Source organism: Pseudomonas putida (genome assembly GCA_041879295.1).
GTDB classification, from domain to species: Bacteria; Pseudomonadota; Gammaproteobacteria; order Pseudomonadales; family Pseudomonadaceae; genus Aquipseudomonas; species Aquipseudomonas putida_Y.
The window spans coordinates 1,884,488-1,901,643 of record CP047152.1 but is presented as its reverse complement, the minus strand read 5'-3'; the positions used below and the strand labels follow the sequence as shown (position 1 = coordinate 1,901,643).

The following is a 17,156-nucleotide window of genomic DNA, read 5'->3' as shown; positions in this document are numbered from 1 at the left end:
CTCCGAGTATGAAAACAATAGACCGGCCGGCCAACGCGACGGTTCAGCCACAGCAGGCAAACCGTTATGCTTGAAGCACTGTCACCTCGCCTGGAGCCGTCCCATGAGCAGCCCCCTGGTCATTCACCCCCGTGCCGAATCGGTCGAGGGCCAGCCGATCCTGCGCCCGCTGCCATCGGCCCAGTGCCGCAGCGTTGGCCCGTTCGTGTTTTTCGACCACATGCTCGAAACCGACTACGCCCCGGGGCATGGCATGGACATCCGCCAGCACCCGCATATCGGCCTGTCCACCCTGACCTACCTGTTCGAAGGGGCAATCCAGCACAAGGACAGCCTGGGTTCGGACCAACACGTGCTGCCCGGCGATGTCAGCTGGATGACGGCTGGCAGCGGCGTGGCCCACGTTGAGCGCACGCCAGCGGACGCCCTGGCCCATGGCTCACGTCTTCACGGCCTGCAGGTATGGCTGGCGTCGCCGCGTGAGCATGAACAAGGGCCGGCGAGCTACAGCCATCACCCTGCGGCGAGCCTGCCGGTCAGCGACAGCCTGGGGGTGCGTATCTGCATGATTGCCGGCAGCGGGTTTTGCCTGACGTCCCCGGTACCGGTGCTGTCCCCCACCCTGTATGCCCATGTCCGGATGCAGCCGGCGACTACCCTGCTGGTGCCAGAAGAGCCTGCGCAGCGTGCGCTGTACCTGCTCGACGGTGAGCTGATGATGAATGACGAGGACGTGGCGCCGTGCAGCCTGGTGGTGCTTGCGGAGGGCGAAGCGGTGACATTGTATGCTGAAGGTGAGTGTCAGCTGGTGCTGATAGGTGGCGCACCGCTGGATGGGCCGCGGCGGATGAACTGGAATTTCGTGGCCAGCGACCCGGAACTGATCGAGCAGGCAAGGGCCAGGTGGGCTGCCGGGGATTGGCCTGCGGTGCCAGGGGAAACTTCGAGGATCGAGTTGCCTCGGTGATTGGGGCCGCTTTGCGGCCCCGTGCACTATCAGCGCTGGAACACTTCAGTCAGCAGGTTATGCATTGAGCGGAACGCCCGCTCCGAGGTCCGCCGGTCATACTGCATCTTGCCCGGTACATTGGCACTCGGGTCGGTGAACGAGTGCACCGCGCCGCCGTAACTGAGCAACTGCCAGTCCACCTTGGCTGCGTTCATCTCGTCTTCGAATGCGGGCAGTTGCTCTTTAGGCACCAATGGGTCGGAGGCACCGTGCAACACCAGCACCGAGCCCTTGATGTGCTTGGCATCTTCAGGGTTCGGCGTGTCCAAGGTCCCGTGGAACGACACTGCCGCGCGCAGATCGACGCCGCTACGGGCCAGTTCCAGGGCGCAGCAGCCACCGAAGCAGAAGCCGAAGGTGGCCACCTTGCCAGGCTCCAGCAGCGCCTTCGACTGCCCCAGCAATTGCGCCAAGGCTTCCTGCATGCGCTTGCGCAGTTCGCCACGGTCATTCTTCAGCGGCATCATCGCCACGCCTGCCTCATCGGCATTGGACGGACGCACCGATTGCCCGTAGAGGTCGGCAATCAGCACCACGTAGCCCTTCTCGGCCACTTCCTTGGCGATCCGCTCGGCACCTTCGCCAATGCCCATCCAGTTCGGCGCCATCACCAGGCCCGGACGGCCCAGCACCCCTGGCTCATAGACCAAACGGCTTTCGTAGGCCTTGCCAGACAGGTGATAAACCAGCGATTCGACGATAACTTTGCTCATCTAGCACTCCTTTGGCACTTCTCACAAAAAGGCTGCCATGAAAAAAGCCCGCCGAAGCGGGCTTTCCTATGCATCAACTCAAGCAGACAGCTCGACCAGTAGCTTGTTCAGGCGACGAACGTACGCCGCCGGGTCCTTCAGGCTGTCACCGGCCGCCAGTGCCGCCTGATCGAACAGGATGTGCGAAAGCTCGGCGAAACGGTCTTCGCTCTGCTCGTGGTCCAGCTTCTCGATCAGCGGGTGAGTCGGGTTGAACTCGAAGATCGGCTTGGACTCCGGCACTTTCTGCCCGCTGGCTTCCAGAATCTGGCGCATCTGCAGACCCAGGTCCTGCTCACCGATGGCCAGAATTGCCGGCGAGTCGGTCAGGCGGTGCGATACGCGCACTTCGGCCACGCTGTCACCCAGCGCTCCTTTCAGTCGCTCGACCAAACCTTCCTTGTCCTTGGCGACTTCTTCCTGGGCTTTCTTGTCTTCTTCCGAGTCCAGCTTGCCCAGGTCCAGGTCGCCACGGGCGATATCGACAAAGGCTTTGCCGTCGAACTCATTGAGGTAGCTCATCAGCCACTCGTCAATGCGGTCAGTCAGCAGCAGCACTTCGATGCCTTTCTTGCGGAAGACTTCCAGGTGCGGGCTGTTCTTGACCTGCGCGTACGACTCGCCGGTGAGGTAATAGATCTTGTCCTGACCTTCCTTGGCGCGGGCCAGGTAGTCGGCCAGGGCGACGTTCTGCTCGCCGCTGTCGTCCTGAGTGGACGCAAAGCGCAGCAGACCGGCGATTTTCTCCTTGTTGGCGAAGTCTTCGGCCGGGCCCTCTTTCAGCACCTGACCGAAGTTTTTCCAGAAGCCCTTGTACTGCTCGGGTTCGTTCTTCGCCAGCTTCTCCAGCATGTCCAGCACGCGCTTGGTCAGCGCGGTCTTCATCGAGTCGATGATCGGGTCTTTCTGCAGGATTTCACGCGACACGTTCAGCGACAGGTCGTTGGAATCGACCACACCCTTGATGAAGCGCAGGTACAACGGCAGGAACGACTCGGCCTGGTCCATGATGAACACACGCTGCACGTACAGCTTCAGGCCGCGCGGTGCTTCGCGCTGGTACAGGTCGAACGGCGCACGGGCCGGCACGTACAGCAGCGAGTTGTATTCGAGCTTGCCTTCGACCTTGTTGTGGCTCCAGGCCAGCGGGTTTTCGAAGTCATGGCCAATGTGCTTGTAGAACTCCTGGTACTCCTCGTCCTTCACCTCGGTGCGCGAACGGGTCCACAGGGCGCTGGCGCGGTTGACGGTCTCCCACTCCTCGGCCGGCTGTTCTTCACCTTCGGCGGCGGCCTGCTCTTTCGGCAGTTGAATCGGCAGGGCGATGTGGTCGGAGTACTTCTTGACCACGTTGCGCAGGCGCCAGCCATCGGCGAACTCCTGCTCGTCCTTCTTCAGGTGCAGGACGATACGGGTACCGCGCTGTGGTTTGTCGATGGTGGCGACTTCGAATTCGCCCTCGCCTTTCGACGACCAGTGCACACCTTCGGCCGCTGGCTGACCAGCACGGCGGCTGTACACGTCGACCTTGTCGGCAACGATGAACGCAGAGTAGAAGCCCACGCCGAACTGACCGATCAGGTGCGAGTCTTTCTTCTGGTCACCGGTGAGGTTCTTCATGAAGTCGGCAGTGCCGGACTTGGCGATGGTGCCCAGGTGGGCAATGACGTCTTCGCGGCTCATGCCGATGCCGTTGTCCTCGAGGGTCACGGTGCCGGCGTCCTTGTCGAAGCTTAGGCGAATCTTCAGGTCAGTATCGCCCTCGAACAGTTCTGGCTTGGCCAGGGCTTCGAAACGCAGCTTGTCGGCGGCATCGGAAGCGTTGGAAATCAGCTCCCGCAGGAAGATTTCCTTGTTCGAGTACAGCGAGTGAATCATGAGGTGCAGCAGTTGCTTCACCTCGGTCTGGAAGCCCAACGTTTCCTTTTGTGTTTCCACAGTCATGGTCTTCGAAACTCCGATCTGATGGCGGTGGCGCCTGGCGGCCGGTTCGGCCAGCGTTAACGGCGGATGTCATGCAGATGGGGGCTGCCCGGATGATTTCAAGGGCTTTTCCGGTTCGATCTTGAAATGCGCACGGGCCGTGGCAATCGGCGACTGTCTGTCGCCCTGCCAGGCAGTGATGGCCACGTTGGTCACCCGCCGGCCCTGGCGCCACAGCTGGCACTGGGCGTAGGTATCGCGAAAATGCCCGGCGCGCAGGTAGTCGATGGAAAAGTCGATGATCTTCGGAATGCTTGCGCTCTCGCTGTAGATCAGCAGGTACAGCGCTGCCGACAGCTCCATGAAGCCGGCGATCACGCCGCCATGGATGGCCGGTAGCAGCGGGTTGCCGATATTGTCCGGGCTGGCCGGCAAGCGGAACAACACATCATCGCCCTGACGCTCGCATTCGATGCCGATCAGCCCGGCATAGGGAATCAGCGCCAGCAATGGTCGATAGTCGCCTACCGCATGGGCGGCGTTGAGCTGCTGACGCACCGCGTGTGGAATCATGCGTCGCCCTCCTTCAGGCTGTCGCCGAAACGGATGCCGCCCTTGATGTCCTGGCCCAGGCGCATGAACGTGCCGACCACTTGGCAAATGGGCTGGTCGGGGTCGTCCTGGTAGGCGGTGCCACGGGTGAAGATCACGTCGCGGGTTACACGGTAGCACTGGGCGTGGCCGTAAATGTCCTTGCCCGCCTCAGCCGGGTGCATGTAGTCGATGCGCAGGTCCAACGTCGGGCACACTTCGAAGCGCGGCAGCACACACAACGTGGCCATCCCACAAGTGGTGTCCATCAGCGTGGTCAGTGCACCGCCGTGCACGGCACCGGTTTGCGGGTTGCCGACAATGGCCGGCGACCATGGCAGGACCAAGGTCATGCCGTCGCCATCGGCCTGCGCCACGCGCATCTGCAACAAATGACAATGTTTTAACGCCGAGAGAAAGCGCTCGGCCATTGCCATCAAGGTTGAATCGCTCATTGGCTGTTTCCACCGGCCGCAGGGCAGCGGCATGAATTCGTTTAAAAGTCTATATAGAACCGGACGTTATATATCTGTATTCTTCGTTGAACTTATTCCGCGTAGTGGCACTCGAAGGAACAAGTCACTTATTCCACCAAGGAGAAACATCCCCATGCGTAAACCTTTTGCTTTTGCTCTGATGCTGGCCGCTGCCATGGGCCTGGCTGCTTGCGATAAAGCGAGCGAAGACAAAGCCCAAGACGCACAGCAACACGCCGAGCAAGCCCAGGAAAAAATGGGTGAAGCTCAGGATAAGATGAACGAAGCAGCCAAGGAAAACGCTGAAGCTGCCAAAGATCAGGCCGAAGCCGAGCAGAAGGCTGCCGAAGAAGCCGCTCCGGCTACTCCGGCACCAGAAGCAGCTCCGACTTCTCCGGCGCCAGAAGCAGCTCCAGCTACTCCGGCAGAACCTGCCAAGCAGTAACTTGAGCGAACAAAAAAACCCGACAACTGTCGGGTTTTTTTGTGTTCGCAAGTTGGAGCTTAACCGTTTAAGCCGATAGTTCACTCGCCTTCGGCAACTATCACCCCCCGTCCCGTGCCGCGCAGTAAATTTTGCGGGCTGCTTCTCGTTCAAAGTACAACCCCGCGACGTGTCTCGGAGGAATTTACTTTGGCCGGAACCCTGCATGAAACGTCCCCTCTTGGCCCGTCGGGCCCTGATCACCTTATTTGGTCTGGCAACACTGCTGGCCGTGAGTGCCTGGCAGTTCATGCCGCCCAGCCACAACGGCCTGAATACCGTCACTGTCAGCCGGGGTGATATCGAGAGCAGCGTTACCGCCATCGGCACCTTGCAGCCACGCCGCTATGTAGACGTCGGCGCCCAGGCATCCGGGCAAATCCGTGCCATCAAGGTCGAGGTCGGCGACACGGTGCAAGAAGGCCAGTTGCTGGTCGAGATCGACCCGTCCACGCAACAGGCCAAGCTGGACGCGGGGCGCTACTCGATCGAGAACCTGCAGGCACAGCTGCAAGAACAACGTGCCCAGCATGAGCTGGCCCGGCAGAAGGCCCGGCGCCAGCAGAGCCTGGCGGCGGGCGGTGCCACGCGCGAAGAGGATGTGCAAACGGCGCGCGCCGAACTCAAGGCCACCCAGGCGCGCATCGACATGATCCAGGCGCAGATTCGCCAGGCCCAGGCCAGCCTGCGCAGCGACCAGGCCGAACTGGGTTACACACGCATCTATGCCCCCATGAGTGGCACCGTGGTCGCACTGGATGCCCGCGAGGGGCAGACGCTAAACGCTCAGCAGCAGACCCCGCTGATCCTGCGCATCGCCAAATTGTCACCGATGACGGTCTGGGCTGAAGTGTCGGAAGCGGACATTGGTCATGTCAAACCCGGCATGCACGCCTATTTCACCACGCTCAGCGGTGGCACCCGGCGCTGGAACAGCACTGTACGGCAGATCCTGCCGGTGCCGCCCAAGCCGCTGGAGCACGCCAACCAGGGCAGCGGCAGCCCGGCCAGCAAAAGCAATGGCCGCGTGGTGTTGTATACGGTCTTGCTGGACGTCGATAACGCCGACGGCGCCCTGATGGCGGAAATGACCACCCAGGTATTCTTCGTCGCTGACCGTGCGCACAATGTGCTGACCGCCCCGATTTCTGCGCTGAACCCAGGCAAGCAACCTGATCGCAGGCTGGCACAGGTACTGACGAAACACGGCGCCATCGAGAATCGCGAAGTACGCACCGGCATCAGTGACCGGCTGCGCGTGCAGATTCTCGAAGGGCTGGAAGAAGGAGACCACCTGCTGATCAGCCCCTTGCTCAGTGCGGGAGGGTAAATGCCAGTCCCACTGATCGAGCTGCGCGATATCCGCAAATGCTATGGCGGCGTCGATACACCGCGAATCGAGGTGTTGCGCGGCATCAACCTGAGCATTCACGCCGGTGAATTCGTCGCCATTGTCGGTACCTCTGGCTCAGGCAAGTCTACGCTGATGAACATCCTCGGCTGCCTGGACCGCCCCTCCAGTGGCGACTACCTGTTCGCGGGTGAACAGGTGGCCAGCCTGGACAGTGACGCACTCGCCTGGCTGCGGCGTGAAGCCTTCGGTTTCGTGTTCCAGGGCTATCACCTGATTGCCTCCGGCACCGCCCAGGAGAATGTCGAAATGCCGGCAATCTATGCCGGTATGCCCGCCGCCGAGCGCCACGCGCGCGCCCATGCCCTGCTCACCCGCCTGGGCCTGGCCGAACGCACCAGTAATCGCCCGCACCAGTTGTCCGGCGGCCAGCAGCAACGCGTATCTATAGCCCGCGCGCTGATGAACGGTGGCCACATCATTCTGGCAGACGAACCCACTGGCGCCCTCGACAGCCGCAGCGGTACCGAAGTCATGGCCCTGCTCGACGAACTGGCCAGCCAGGGCCATGTGGTGATCCTCATCACCCACGACCGGGAAGTCGCCGCACGAGCCAAGCGCATCATCGAAATCCGCGATGGCCAGATCATCAGCGACCAGGCCCAGCCTGAGCCACTGCCCGCTTCGCCGCCCAAGAGCGAGGTGCTGCAGGCCGTCGACCTGCGCCAGCGCCTGAACGACGGCAGCGAGCACAACGGCGCCTGGAAAGGTGAACTGCTGGACGCCGTCAAGGCGGCATGGAGGGTGATGTGGATCAACCGCTTCCGCACCGCACTGACGTTGCTGGGCATCATCATCGGCGTGGCGTCGGTGGTGGTCATGCTGGCCGTGGGTGAAGGCAGCAAGCGCCAGGTCATGGCGCAGATGGGCGCTTTCGGCTCCAACATCATCTACCTCAATGGCAAGCCACCCGCCCCCAGGGCGCCGGAAGGCATCATCACCCTGGACGACACCCGCGCCATCGCCACCCTGCCCCAGGTGCGCATGATCATGCCCGTCAATGGCGGCAAAGCCGGTGTGCGCTATGGCAACCAGGACCTGAAGCTCTATGTAGGAGGCTCCAACACCTACTTCCCGCAGATATTCAACTGGCCAGTGGCACAGGGCAGTTTCTTCACCGAGGCCGACGAAGCCGCCGGCGCGGCAGTGGCGGTGATTGGCGAAAAGACCCGGGAAAAACTGTTTGCCGACCGCAACCCGGTGGGCCAGTACATACTCATCGAGAACGCACCGTTCCAGGTCATCGGGGTACTGGCCGGCAAGGGCGCCAGTTCTGGCGACCAGGATGCCGACGCCCGAGTGATGGTGCCCTACACCACGGCCAGCGTGCGCCTGTTCGGCAACCAGGCCCCGGAATACGTGGTGATCGCCGCTGCAGATGCGCGCCAGGTGAAGCAGACCGAGCAGGTCATCGACCAGTTGCTGCTGAAACTGCACAACGGCGTACCCGACTTCGAACTGACCAACAATGCGGCCATGATCCAGGCCGAAGCCAGGACGCAGAACGCGCTGTCGCTGATGCTGGGCGCCATTGCCGCCATTTCGCTGCTGGTGGGCGGCATCGGGGTGATGAACATCATGCTGATGACCGTACGCGAGCGCACTCGGGAAATTGGTATCCGCATGGCCACCGGCGCGCGCCAGCGCGACATCTTGCGCCAGTTCCTCACCGAAGCCGTGATGCTGACCATGGTCGGCGGCGTCAGCGGCATCGCCCTGGCATTGCTGATCGGCGGCGCCCTGAGCCTGGCCCAGGTCGCCGTCGCCTTCTCGCTGCCCGCCGCCATCGGTGCCTTCGCCTGCGCCGTGGTCACCGGTATCGCATTCGGCTTCATGCCCGCCCGCAAGGCCGCCCGGCTCGATCCGGTGGCCGCCCTCACCAGCGTATGAGTACCCCAACGTTGATAAAACCCTTGCCCCTGCTCGGCGCCTGCCTGCTGCTGAGCGCCTGCGCCACCCCGGCAACGCCGCCACAACACGGCGTGCATGCCCCGGCCCGCTGGCAGGCGGCCACGCCCGAGGCCCCACCACGCCACTTGACCGGCTGGTGGCAGTCGTTCGGCAGCCCTGCACTGAACCAACTGGTGGAGCAAGCCCGCACCGACAGTTTTGAAGTCGGCGCGGCCATGGCCCGGGTTCGCCAGGCACAGGCCGATGCGGTCATTGCCGGCGGCCCCTTGCTGCCCGAAGTCACCGGGGCCGCCAATGCCAACCGCGAGCGCCTGCAGCACGGCAACGGCTACAGCCAACTGAATTCCAGCCCGACCCAGCGCACCACTCATTACCTGGATGTGGCCCTGAAGGCCAGCTATGAGGTGGACTTCTGGGGCGGCAACGCGGCAGCGCGCGAGAGCGCCCTGCACGGCCTGCAAGCCAGTGAGTTCGAGCGCGCGACTGTTGAACTGACCTTGCTCGGCAAGGTTGCCGACAGTTACATGCAGGCGCTGGCCTTCCAGCAACAAGGACATATCGCTGACCTCAACCTGATCAACGCGGAGCATGTCCTGCAACTGGTACAAACCCGCTTCGATGCAGGCTCGGCGACGGCACTGGAACTGGCCCAGCAACAAAGCCTGGTCGCCACCCAGCAGCGGCAACGTCCTCTCTACCAGCAACAAGCCCGGGAGGCCCTGATTACCCTGGCGACCCTGGTCGGGCAGCCGGTGCAGAACCTGCAACTGGGCAACACGCGCTTTGAACAGCTCAAGTGGCCCTCGATCAATGCGGGCCTGCCCAGCGAACTGATCAGCCGACGGCCGGACATCGCCAATGCCGAGGCCAAGCTGGCGGCGGCTCAGGCCAATGTGCGCGTTGCCCGTGCGGCGATGCTGCCCAAACTCAACCTGACGGTGATCGTCGGCAGCGGCAACGATCATTTCCCGGACGTCTTGCGCAACCCTTTCACCAGCCTCGCCGCAGGCCTGATCACGCCGGTGTTCGACAACGGCCGCCTGCGCGCTGAGCGCGACAAGGCGGTGGCAACCCAGGACGAACTGCTGCAGAACTACCGCGGCGCCATCCTGGCTGGTTTCGGCGATGTGGAAAAGGCCCTCAATACCCTGGACGGTATCGACCGGCAACTGCATTGGCAGGCCATCGAACTGCAACAGGCACGCAAAGCCTTCGACATCGCCGAAAGCCGCTACCAGGCAGGGGCCGAGGACCTGCTGACCGTCCTGCAAACCCAGCGCACCCTGTACCAGGCTCAGGACGAGGGTGTGCAACTGCGCCTCAAGCGGGTCATGGGCAGCATCGCCCTGTACAAGGCCCTGGGCGGCGGCTGGCAGGTCGATGGCGCTGAAGCAGGTGCCATACCCGGCGCTTAAACATCGGCAGGTGCGGTTCGTCTTTATCCATGGACAGCACCCGACAAGTCGCACTCGCCCCCTCACAGGAAGCCCTATGAACGCACCCTCTTTCAGTCTGATCCTGGCCGATGGCCGCAAAGCCAGTGCCCAGGATGAAACGCCAGAGAGCGGCAGCCTGCGCCTCGACAGCAGCGCCGCCATCCCCTACCGGGAGGTCGACAACCGCATCGTCTTCGAGCAACTTCCGCCAGCATTTCCGGCCAGCGCGATGCTGGCGGTACTGGCGACCCGTTTCTGCCACCGCAAACAATGCAACGAGGTGAATGTGCAGGTCCCTGGCGACCGGGAATTTGCCGTGCGTGCCGTACGTGAAGGCATTTTCGATCATTGGCAGGTCGACGACCAAGGCAGGCTTGCCCTGCGCTGCACCCGCCAGACCTTCTGGCAGCAACCCCTGCCATGGCTGCGTGAGCCGGCCAGCGTGCACACTGCCCCGCGTTATTGCTTCAGAGGCGAGAAACGCCACCCACAACGCCCGCCCAAACCGGCGGGCGAAGTCTATCGACGCCATCTGCCGAAGCTGAACGCCACCTTTTCACTGCGCACCATCGACCCGGTGAAGGACCTTGCAGCCTTCAACCGCTGGATGAACCTGGAGCAAGTCGCGTTCTTCTGGGAGCAGACCGGCACTCCGGAAGAACATGCGCAATACATTCGCGAAATGCTCGACGACCCGCGCGTACACCCGCTGATCGGCTGCTTCGATGACGAACCCTTCGCCTACTTCGAGGTGTACTGGTGCAAGGAAGACCGCATCGCCCCCTACTACGACGTCGCCGATTACGACCGTGGCTGGCATGTGGTGATCGGCGAGCCCAAGCACCAGGGCATCGGCAAACTGCGCGGCTGGTTCCGCTCGCTGATGCATTACATGTTCCTCGATGACCCACGCACCCAGCGGATTCTCGGCGAGCCGCGCATCGACCATACGCGCCAGATCGACTTCCTCAAGTCCCAGGGGTTCGGCCACCTGAAGGACATTCAACTGGCCCACAAGAAAGCCGCTCTGCTGCGTCTGGAGCGTGAAGCCTTCTTTGATGACCACGTCCTTTGATCCGCCTGGAGAAGACTTCCCCATGATTCGCAAACCGCTCAGCGCGCCCCGCGAGCTTGCCCAATTGCTCAAGCCGTTCTGGCCCATCGTGCTGGTGTCCATACTGTTGGGCATCCTCGGCGGCTTCAGCGTCACCACGCTGCTGGCCACCATCAACCGCGCCCTCAACAGCGAAGCAGGGCTGACCCATGCCGTGCTGTGGTTGTTTGCCGGCCTCTGCGTGCTGACCTTGCTCAGCAGCATCTTCTCCGACATGGGCACCAATTTCGTTGGCCAGAAGATCATCGCCAAACTGCGCAAGGAGTTGGGCGAAAAAGTGCTTTCGGCGCCCATCGAGCAGATCGAGCGCTATCGCAGCCACCGCCTGATCCCGGTGCTGACCCACGATATCGATACCATCAGCGATTTCTCGTTCGCCTTCGCCCCCCTGACCATTTCGCTGACGGTGACGCTGGGCTGCATGGGCTACCTGGCAACGTTGTCCGGCCCGCTGTTCCTGCTGATGCTGCTGGCATTGGGCGCCGGCATTACCGCCCAGGTCATCGCCCGCACGCGCGGCATCAAGGGGTTCAACACCGCCCGCGAGGCCGAGGACGATCTGCAGAAGCATTACAACGCAATTGCCCAGGGCGCCAAGGAGCTGCGCATACACCGGCCGCGCCGGTATCGCATGTTCACCCGACACATTCAGGGGATCAGCGAGCGGATCAGCGCCATCCAGATCAAGGCAGTCAACACCTACATCCTGGCCAAGACGTTCGGCTCGACGCTGTTCTTCATCGTCATCGGCCTGGCACTGGCCTTGCAGAGCACCTGGACAAGCGTCGATCAGGCGGCAATGACCGGCTTCGTGCTGGTGCTGCTGTACATGAAAGGCCCACTGGACCATCTGGTCAGCGTACTGCCGCTGGTCAGCAAGGCACAGGTGGCATTCCAGCGCATTGCCGAGCTGTCAGAGCAGTTTTCCTCGCCCGAACCTGACCTGCTGCTCGACGGCAAAGGCGCTCCCCGCCAGGCCATCGACAGCCTGGAGCTGCGCAATGTGCAGTACGCATTTCCGGCAGTCGAGGGCAGCACGCCGTTTCGCCTGGGCCCGGTGAACCTCACGATCAACCAGGGCGACATCGTGTTCATCGTCGGCGAGAACGGTTGTGGCAAGACCACGCTGATCAAGCTGCTGCTTGGCCTGTATGCGCCGCACAGTGGTGACATCCTGCTGGATGGTCAGCCGGTCTCGGTGCTTGACCGGGATGACTACCGACAACTGTTCACCACCATTTTCGCCGACTACTACCTGTTCGACGACGTGGTCCAGGGCGACCAGCAGATTCCCGACGATGCTACCCAATACCTGCAACGCCTGGAGATCGCGCACAAGGTCAGCGTACGCGACGGCGCCTTCACCACCACCGACCTGTCCACCGGGCAACGCAAGCGCCTGGCACTGATCAGCGCCTGGCTGGAGCAGCGCCCGGTGCTGGTGTTCGACGAGTGGGCAGCCGATCAGGACCCAACCTTCCGCCGCATCTTCTACACAGAGCTGCTGCCGGACCTCAAGCGCCTGGGCAAGACCATCATTGTCATCTCCCACGATGACCGCTACTTCGATATTGCCGACCAGCTGGTACACATGGACAGCGGCAAGGTCCGCACCGCAGCCCAGCCGGCCTGACCGGCTGCATCCCTCGCCCCAGCCAGGCCGTCGGCCGCCCTGGCCGGGGCCTGCCCACCCGCCCCGCCCCTGCGCCTGCCGGTAAATTTGCCGTGCGGCGGCTCGTTTACTGGCCATACACCTCTCCAGAGGACAGCGGCCATTCCCCGGCGAGGCCGGCCCCCATGCTGCTGTCCTTCGACTCGACTGCCACAGGGACCGCCATGCACGAATCACTGGATGCCGACTCGCTCGCTGAAGACTTGCTGGACGACGCCTTGCTCGCCCTCCTCCAGGATGAGCCGTCCGAACCCGACCGGATAGCACCACGCGAGCGCGCCGGCCCAGCCCCCCTCTCATTCGCCCAGCAGCGCCTGTGGTACCTGCAGCAGTTCAACCCGCAGAGCGCGGCGTACAACCTGCCACGGGCACTGTCACTGAAGGGTGAACTGCATGGCCAGCACTTGGCCATGGCCTTGCAGGCGGTGGTCGACCGCCATGACATCCTGCGCAGCAGGTTCGCCGAGGTCGAGGGCATACCGCAGCAGTTCGTCGAAGCCGACGCACGCCTCGAAATGCCCTGCGACGACCTGACCGCCATGCCCGCCACGCAACGCCCTCATGCATTGCAGCGGCTCATCGAAGCGGATGCGCTGGCACCGTTCGACCTCGGCAAGGCGCCCCTGATCCGGGCCCGACTGGTGAAAGTACAAGGTGACGAGCATGTGTTGCTGCTGAACATGCACCACATCGTTTCAGACGCCTGGTCCAATCCAATCCTGCTGCAGGACCTGGTGGGCGCCTATTCGCAGGCAGCCGCCCAGGGAGCCTGCAAGCTGCAACGGCCCGCCATCCAGTATGCCGATTACGCCATCTGGCAACGCCAGGCTTACCTGCAAAGTGATGCGTGCCAAGCGTCTGCCCGCTACTGGCATACCCGGCTGGGTGACGAACTGCAGCCGTTGATGTTGCCGGGTGACCTCGACCCGCGCTGCGCTGGCGTGCCGCCTGAGGGCACCAGTGCCCGCTACCATGGCCTGCAACTGGACGCCGAGGTGTTCCAGGCCCTGCTGCAGCTCAGCCGGCAGCAGGGCGTGCAACCCTTCGTCATCGCCCTGGCCGCCTGGCAGGTGCTGCTGGGCCGCTACAGCGGCCAGCGGCAATTCACCCTCGGCGTGCCCAGCGCCGGGCGCAACCGCAGCGAAACCCAGCAGCTGGTAGGTTTTTTCGTCAGCACCCAGATCTACCGCGCCGAACTCGACCCGCAGCAATCCGTGCAGACCCTGCTGCAAAACCTGCGCGAGCAGTCTATTGCGGCCCTGAGCCACAGCGACTACCCGATGGAGCTGTACCTGGAGACGCTGCAGCACAACGGCCAGGTGCTACCCACCCAGTTGTTCCAGGCGCTGTTCAACTGGCGCGTGGCCGGGACTGCCAGCGGCCCGCTGGCCCTGGGCCCCCTGCAGCTGGACTTCCTCGATACCGCCAGCGCCCAGGCCAAATGCCTGATCGGCATCGACCTTGAATACGCAGCCGACGGCCTTGGCTTCAGCCTGGAATACGACTGCAGCCAGTTCAGCCACGCCACCGTGCAACGCATGGCCCGGCACTGGCAGAACCTGCTGCTGGCCATGGCCCGGGGGCCCGAGCAACGGCTGGGCGAGCTCGACATGCTGGGCACGCCGGAGCAGCAGGCCACCTTCGCCCAGTGGAACCCGGCCCCCGCCGAGCACCTGGCCGATCAGGCCCTGCACAGCCGGATCGAGGCCCAGGTGCAGCGCACCCCCGATGCCATCGCCGTCACCTGCGAGGGCCAGGCCCTGAGCTATGCCCAGCTCAACCAGCGCGCCAACGCCCTGGCCCGGCGCCTGGTCGACGACGGGGTCGGGCCCGACGTGCTGGTCGGCCTGGCTGCCGAGCGCTCGCTGGACATGGTCGTCGGCATCTTCGCCATCCTCAAGGCCGGCGGTGCCTACGTGCCGCTGGACCCGGCCTACCCGGCCGACCGTTTGGCCTACATGATCGAAGACAGCGGCCTGCAGCGCCTGCTGGCCCAGCCCCAGGTGCTGGCTAGCCTGCCAGTGCCGGCAGGCGTGCGCGTGCTCAGCCTGGAAAGCAACGATGACTGCAGCCAGGCCGACCCGCTGGCCTGCTCGCCGGTCACGGTCAGCCCGGACAACCTCGCCTACGTGATCTACACCTCCGGCTCCACCGGCAAGCCCAAGGGGGTGCTGCTGCCGCAGCGCAACGTGCTGCGCCTGTTCACGGCCACCGACGCCGACTTCCGCTTCGGCAGCGACGACGTGTGGAGCCTGTTTCACTCCTATGCCTTCGACTTCTCGGTGTGGGAAATCTTCGGCGCCCTGCTGTACGGCGGGCGCCTGGTGATCGTGCCGCAGCACACCAGCCGCTCGCCCGAGGCCTTCTACCAGTTGCTGGCCGATGAACAGGTCACGGTGCTGAACCAGACCCCGTCGGCGTTCAAGCAACTGATGGCGGTGGCCACCACGGCCGAGCCGCAGCGGCCGCTGGCACTGCGCAGCGTGGTGTTCGGGGGCGAAGCGCTGGACGTCAACAGCCTGGCACCGTGGTTCGAACGCTTCGGCGACCGCCAGCCGCAGCTGGTGAACATGTACGGCATCACCGAAACCACCGTGCATGTCAGCTACCGGCCGCTGTCGCTGGCTGACCTGGGCAAGGCGGCCAGCAGCCCGATGGGCGTGCCGATCCCCGACCTGTCCTGGTATGTGCTCGACGGCGACCTGAACCCGGTAGCCAAAGGCTGCATCGGTGAGCTGTACGTGGGCCGCGCCGGCCTGGCACGCGGCTACCTCAAGCGCAGCGAACTGAGCGCCACGCGCTTCGTGCCGGACCCGTTCGGTGCCCCTGGCGGGCGCCTGTACCGCACCGGTGACCTGGCGCGCTACCACGCCGACGGGGTGATCGAATACGCCGGGCGCATCGACCACCAGGTGAAGATCCGCGGCTTCCGCATCGAGCTGGGCGAGATCGAAGCCCGCCTGCAGGCCCAGCCGCAGGTGCGCGAGGCCCTGGTGCTGGCCCAGGAAGGCGCGACCGGCCAGCAACTGGTGGCCTACCTGATACCCGCTGCCGAGGTAGCGCTGGAGCAGCAGGCCGGGCTGCGCGCGCAGTTGCGCGAACAGCTGAAGGAGGCGCTGCCGGACTACATGGTCCCGGCGCACCTGTTGCTGCTCGACCGGTGGCCGCTGACGGCCAACGGCAAGCTCGACCGCAAGGCCTTACCCAAGGCCGATGCCAACCTGTTGCAGCAAGCCTACAACGCTCCCCAAGGCACGCTTGAACAGGCCTTGGCCACGTTGTGGCAAACCGCGCTCAACGTCGAACGTATCAGCCGCGACGATCACTTCTTCGAACTGGGTGGCCACTCGTTGCTGGCTATCCAGCTGCTGGCCAGCATCAAGCAGGAACTGGGCCTGGCAGTGCGTATCCAGGACCTGCTCGCCTACCCCCGCATCGACCTGCTGGCCGCACATCTGGGCCGTGAGCATGCCTCTGCGAGCCCGTGCATCGTGCCCCTCAACCGCCCGGCCACACCGCTGCCTGCATTGTTCTGTATCCACCCCAGCGGCGGCATGGTCTTCAGCTATCAGCCGCTGGCCCGCTGCCTGGAGCAGCAGGCTTGCGTCTACGGCGTGCAGCACCGGGGCGGCAGCCCGGCGCCGGCCGAACAGCAGGGCTGGCAAGCAATGATCGCCGACTACACCGCACAGATCCGCCAGGCACAACCGTCCGGGCCGTACCGCCTGATGGGCTGGTCGCTGGGCGGCAGCATTGCCTGGGACATCGCCCGGCAGCTGGAACAGGCCGGCTGCGAGGTCGCATTCCTGGGGCTGGTCGATAGCACTCTGCCCGAGGCGCAGTTGAGCCGCGCCGCGTTCCCCCATCACACCCCTCGCCCAGCCCGCCACAGCGATGCACCGGGCCAGCGCGAACTGCAAGACACCGTCGAGCTGTTCGGGCTGTTGTTCCCGCAGGCCAGGCAGGCCGCCACCGAGCAGCTGCACGCCAACCCTACTCAGGACATCAAGGCGTTCTACCAGTGGGCCACGGCGCACCTGGCTGACGCTGGCACCGATGTCCAGGGCGTGCTGGCCAGTGCCAAGGCCCAGATCATGAATGCCCAGGCGTTCGACATCCACGACCAGCTGGAAGCGAGTTTCGCCGATTTCACCCTCACTCCGCTCAGGGTCAAGCCCAGCTGCTGGTGGTCGCAGGTGCACAAGAGCGCAGCACACATTCACTCCGCCGAGCAGGTCATCCGCCAGTTCTGCGCAGGGGGTGAGCTGGACGTTTCGCTGCACTCACCCTACCCACACGAAACCATGATGCTGGAGCAGCCCCTGATCGACTCGTTCATCGAGGCGTTTGGCCGTAGCTGCCCGGCACCCTGAATAC

The 17,156-nt window shown here is 63.8% G+C and carries 12 protein-coding genes; 8 read left to right on the top strand and 4 right to left on the bottom strand.

The features are described 5' to 3' along the window. The first annotated feature begins 103 nt into the window (after window positions 1-103). Window positions 104-967 carry a pirin family protein gene (locus tag GST84_08590; GenBank protein XGB12420.1) on the top strand — a complete coding sequence of 288 codons (864 nt, stop codon included), beginning with the start codon at window positions 104-106 and terminating at the stop codon, window positions 965-967. A 29-nt stretch (window positions 968-996) separates the two neighbouring features. Here the strand turns inward: GST84_08590 and GST84_08585 are convergent, their stop codons facing one another. The 4 genes from GST84_08585 to GST84_08570 form a co-directional block, all read right to left on the bottom strand. Continuing rightward, on the bottom strand, window positions 997-1,722 hold the full coding sequence (locus GST84_08585) for a dienelactone hydrolase family protein (GenBank protein ID XGB12419.1): 726 nt from the start codon (window positions 1,720-1,722) through the stop codon (window positions 997-999). 78 nt (window positions 1,723-1,800) lie between these two features. Next, complete coding sequence (gene htpG, locus GST84_08580) at window positions 1,801-3,705, bottom strand: molecular chaperone HtpG (protein ID XGB12418.1); 1,905 nt, start codon at window positions 3,703-3,705, stop codon at window positions 1,801-1,803. A gap of 69 nt (window positions 3,706-3,774) precedes the next feature. Next, entirely contained in the window at window positions 3,775-4,257 is a 483-nt protein-coding gene (locus tag GST84_08575; GenBank protein ID XGB12417.1) for a PaaI family thioesterase, read from the bottom strand. Then, the gene (locus GST84_08570) at window positions 4,254-4,730 is read right to left on the bottom strand and encodes a hotdog fold thioesterase (protein ID XGB12416.1); all 477 of its coding nucleotides are present in this window, start codon (window positions 4,728-4,730) and stop codon (window positions 4,254-4,256) included. Before GST84_08570 ends, GST84_08575 begins: the two co-directional genes overlap by 4 nt. 154 nt (window positions 4,731-4,884) lie before the next feature. Here GST84_08570 and GST84_08565 point away from each other — a divergent pair, with 154 nt between their 5' ends. The 7 genes from GST84_08565 (at window position 4,885) to GST84_08535 (ending at window position 17,152) form a co-directional block, all read left to right on the top strand. Further along, the gene (locus GST84_08565; GenBank protein ID XGB12415.1) at window positions 4,885-5,196 is read left to right on the top strand and encodes a hypothetical protein; all 312 of its coding nucleotides are present in this window, start codon (window positions 4,885-4,887) and stop codon (window positions 5,194-5,196) included. Between the two features lie 205 nt (window positions 5,197-5,401). Next, the gene (locus GST84_08560) at window positions 5,402-6,565 is read left to right on the top strand and encodes an efflux RND transporter periplasmic adaptor subunit (GenBank protein XGB12414.1); all 1,164 of its coding nucleotides are present in this window, start codon (window positions 5,402-5,404) and stop codon (window positions 6,563-6,565) included. Continuing rightward, the gene (gene macB, locus GST84_08555) at window positions 6,566-8,536 is read left to right on the top strand and encodes a MacB family efflux pump subunit (GenBank protein XGB12413.1); all 1,971 of its coding nucleotides are present in this window, start codon (window positions 6,566-6,568) and stop codon (window positions 8,534-8,536) included. Beyond that, complete coding sequence (locus GST84_08550) at window positions 8,533-9,972, top strand: efflux transporter outer membrane subunit (protein ID XGB12412.1); 1,440 nt, start codon at window positions 8,533-8,535, stop codon at window positions 9,970-9,972. Before macB ends, GST84_08550 begins: the two co-directional genes overlap by 4 nt. Window positions 9,973-10,048: 76 nt before the next feature. Continuing rightward, window positions 10,049-11,068, top strand: coding sequence for a GNAT family N-acetyltransferase (locus tag GST84_08545; GenBank protein XGB12411.1), 1,020 nt, complete (start codon window positions 10,049-10,051; stop codon window positions 11,066-11,068). A 22-nt stretch (window positions 11,069-11,090) separates the two neighbouring features. After that, window positions 11,091-12,740, top strand: coding sequence for a cyclic peptide export ABC transporter (locus tag GST84_08540; protein ID XGB12410.1), 1,650 nt, complete (start codon window positions 11,091-11,093; stop codon window positions 12,738-12,740). Window positions 12,741-12,943: 203 nt separating this feature from the next. Further along, window positions 12,944-17,152, top strand: coding sequence for an amino acid adenylation domain-containing protein (locus GST84_08535; GenBank protein XGB15731.1), 4,209 nt, complete (start codon window positions 12,944-12,946; stop codon window positions 17,150-17,152). The last annotated feature ends 4 nt before the right edge of the window (window positions 17,153-17,156 follow it).

Excerpts from the sequence above, each read along its gene's own strand:
- GST84_08545 (XGB12411.1), top strand. The coding sequence starts at position 10,049 with ATGAACGCACCCTCTTTCAGTCTGATCCTGGCCGATGGCCGCAAAGCC.
- GST84_08585 (XGB12419.1), bottom strand. The coding sequence starts at position 1,722 with ATGAGCAAAGTTATCGTCGAATCGCTGGTTTATCACCTGTCTGGCAAG.
- GST84_08550 (XGB12412.1), top strand. The coding sequence starts at position 8,533 with ATGAGTACCCCAACGTTGATAAAACCCTTGCCCCTGCTCGGCGCCTGC.
- GST84_08570 (XGB12416.1), bottom strand. The coding sequence starts at position 4,730 with ATGAGCGATTCAACCTTGATGGCAATGGCCGAGCGCTTTCTCTCGGCG.
- GST84_08575 (XGB12417.1), bottom strand. The coding sequence starts at position 4,257 with ATGATTCCACACGCGGTGCGTCAGCAGCTCAACGCCGCCCATGCGGTA.
- GST84_08535 (XGB15731.1), top strand. The coding sequence starts at position 12,944 with ATGCACGAATCACTGGATGCCGACTCGCTCGCTGAAGACTTGCTGGAC.
- GST84_08565 (XGB12415.1), top strand. The coding sequence starts at position 4,885 with ATGCGTAAACCTTTTGCTTTTGCTCTGATGCTGGCCGCTGCCATGGGC.
- GST84_08540 (XGB12410.1), top strand. The coding sequence starts at position 11,091 with ATGATTCGCAAACCGCTCAGCGCGCCCCGCGAGCTTGCCCAATTGCTC.
- htpG (XGB12418.1), bottom strand. The coding sequence starts at position 3,705 with ATGACTGTGGAAACACAAAAGGAAACGTTGGGCTTCCAGACCGAGGTG.
- GST84_08560 (XGB12414.1), top strand. The coding sequence starts at position 5,402 with ATGAAACGTCCCCTCTTGGCCCGTCGGGCCCTGATCACCTTATTTGGT.
- macB (XGB12413.1), top strand. The coding sequence starts at position 6,566 with ATGCCAGTCCCACTGATCGAGCTGCGCGATATCCGCAAATGCTATGGC.
- GST84_08590 (XGB12420.1), top strand. The coding sequence starts at position 104 with ATGAGCAGCCCCCTGGTCATTCACCCCCGTGCCGAATCGGTCGAGGGC.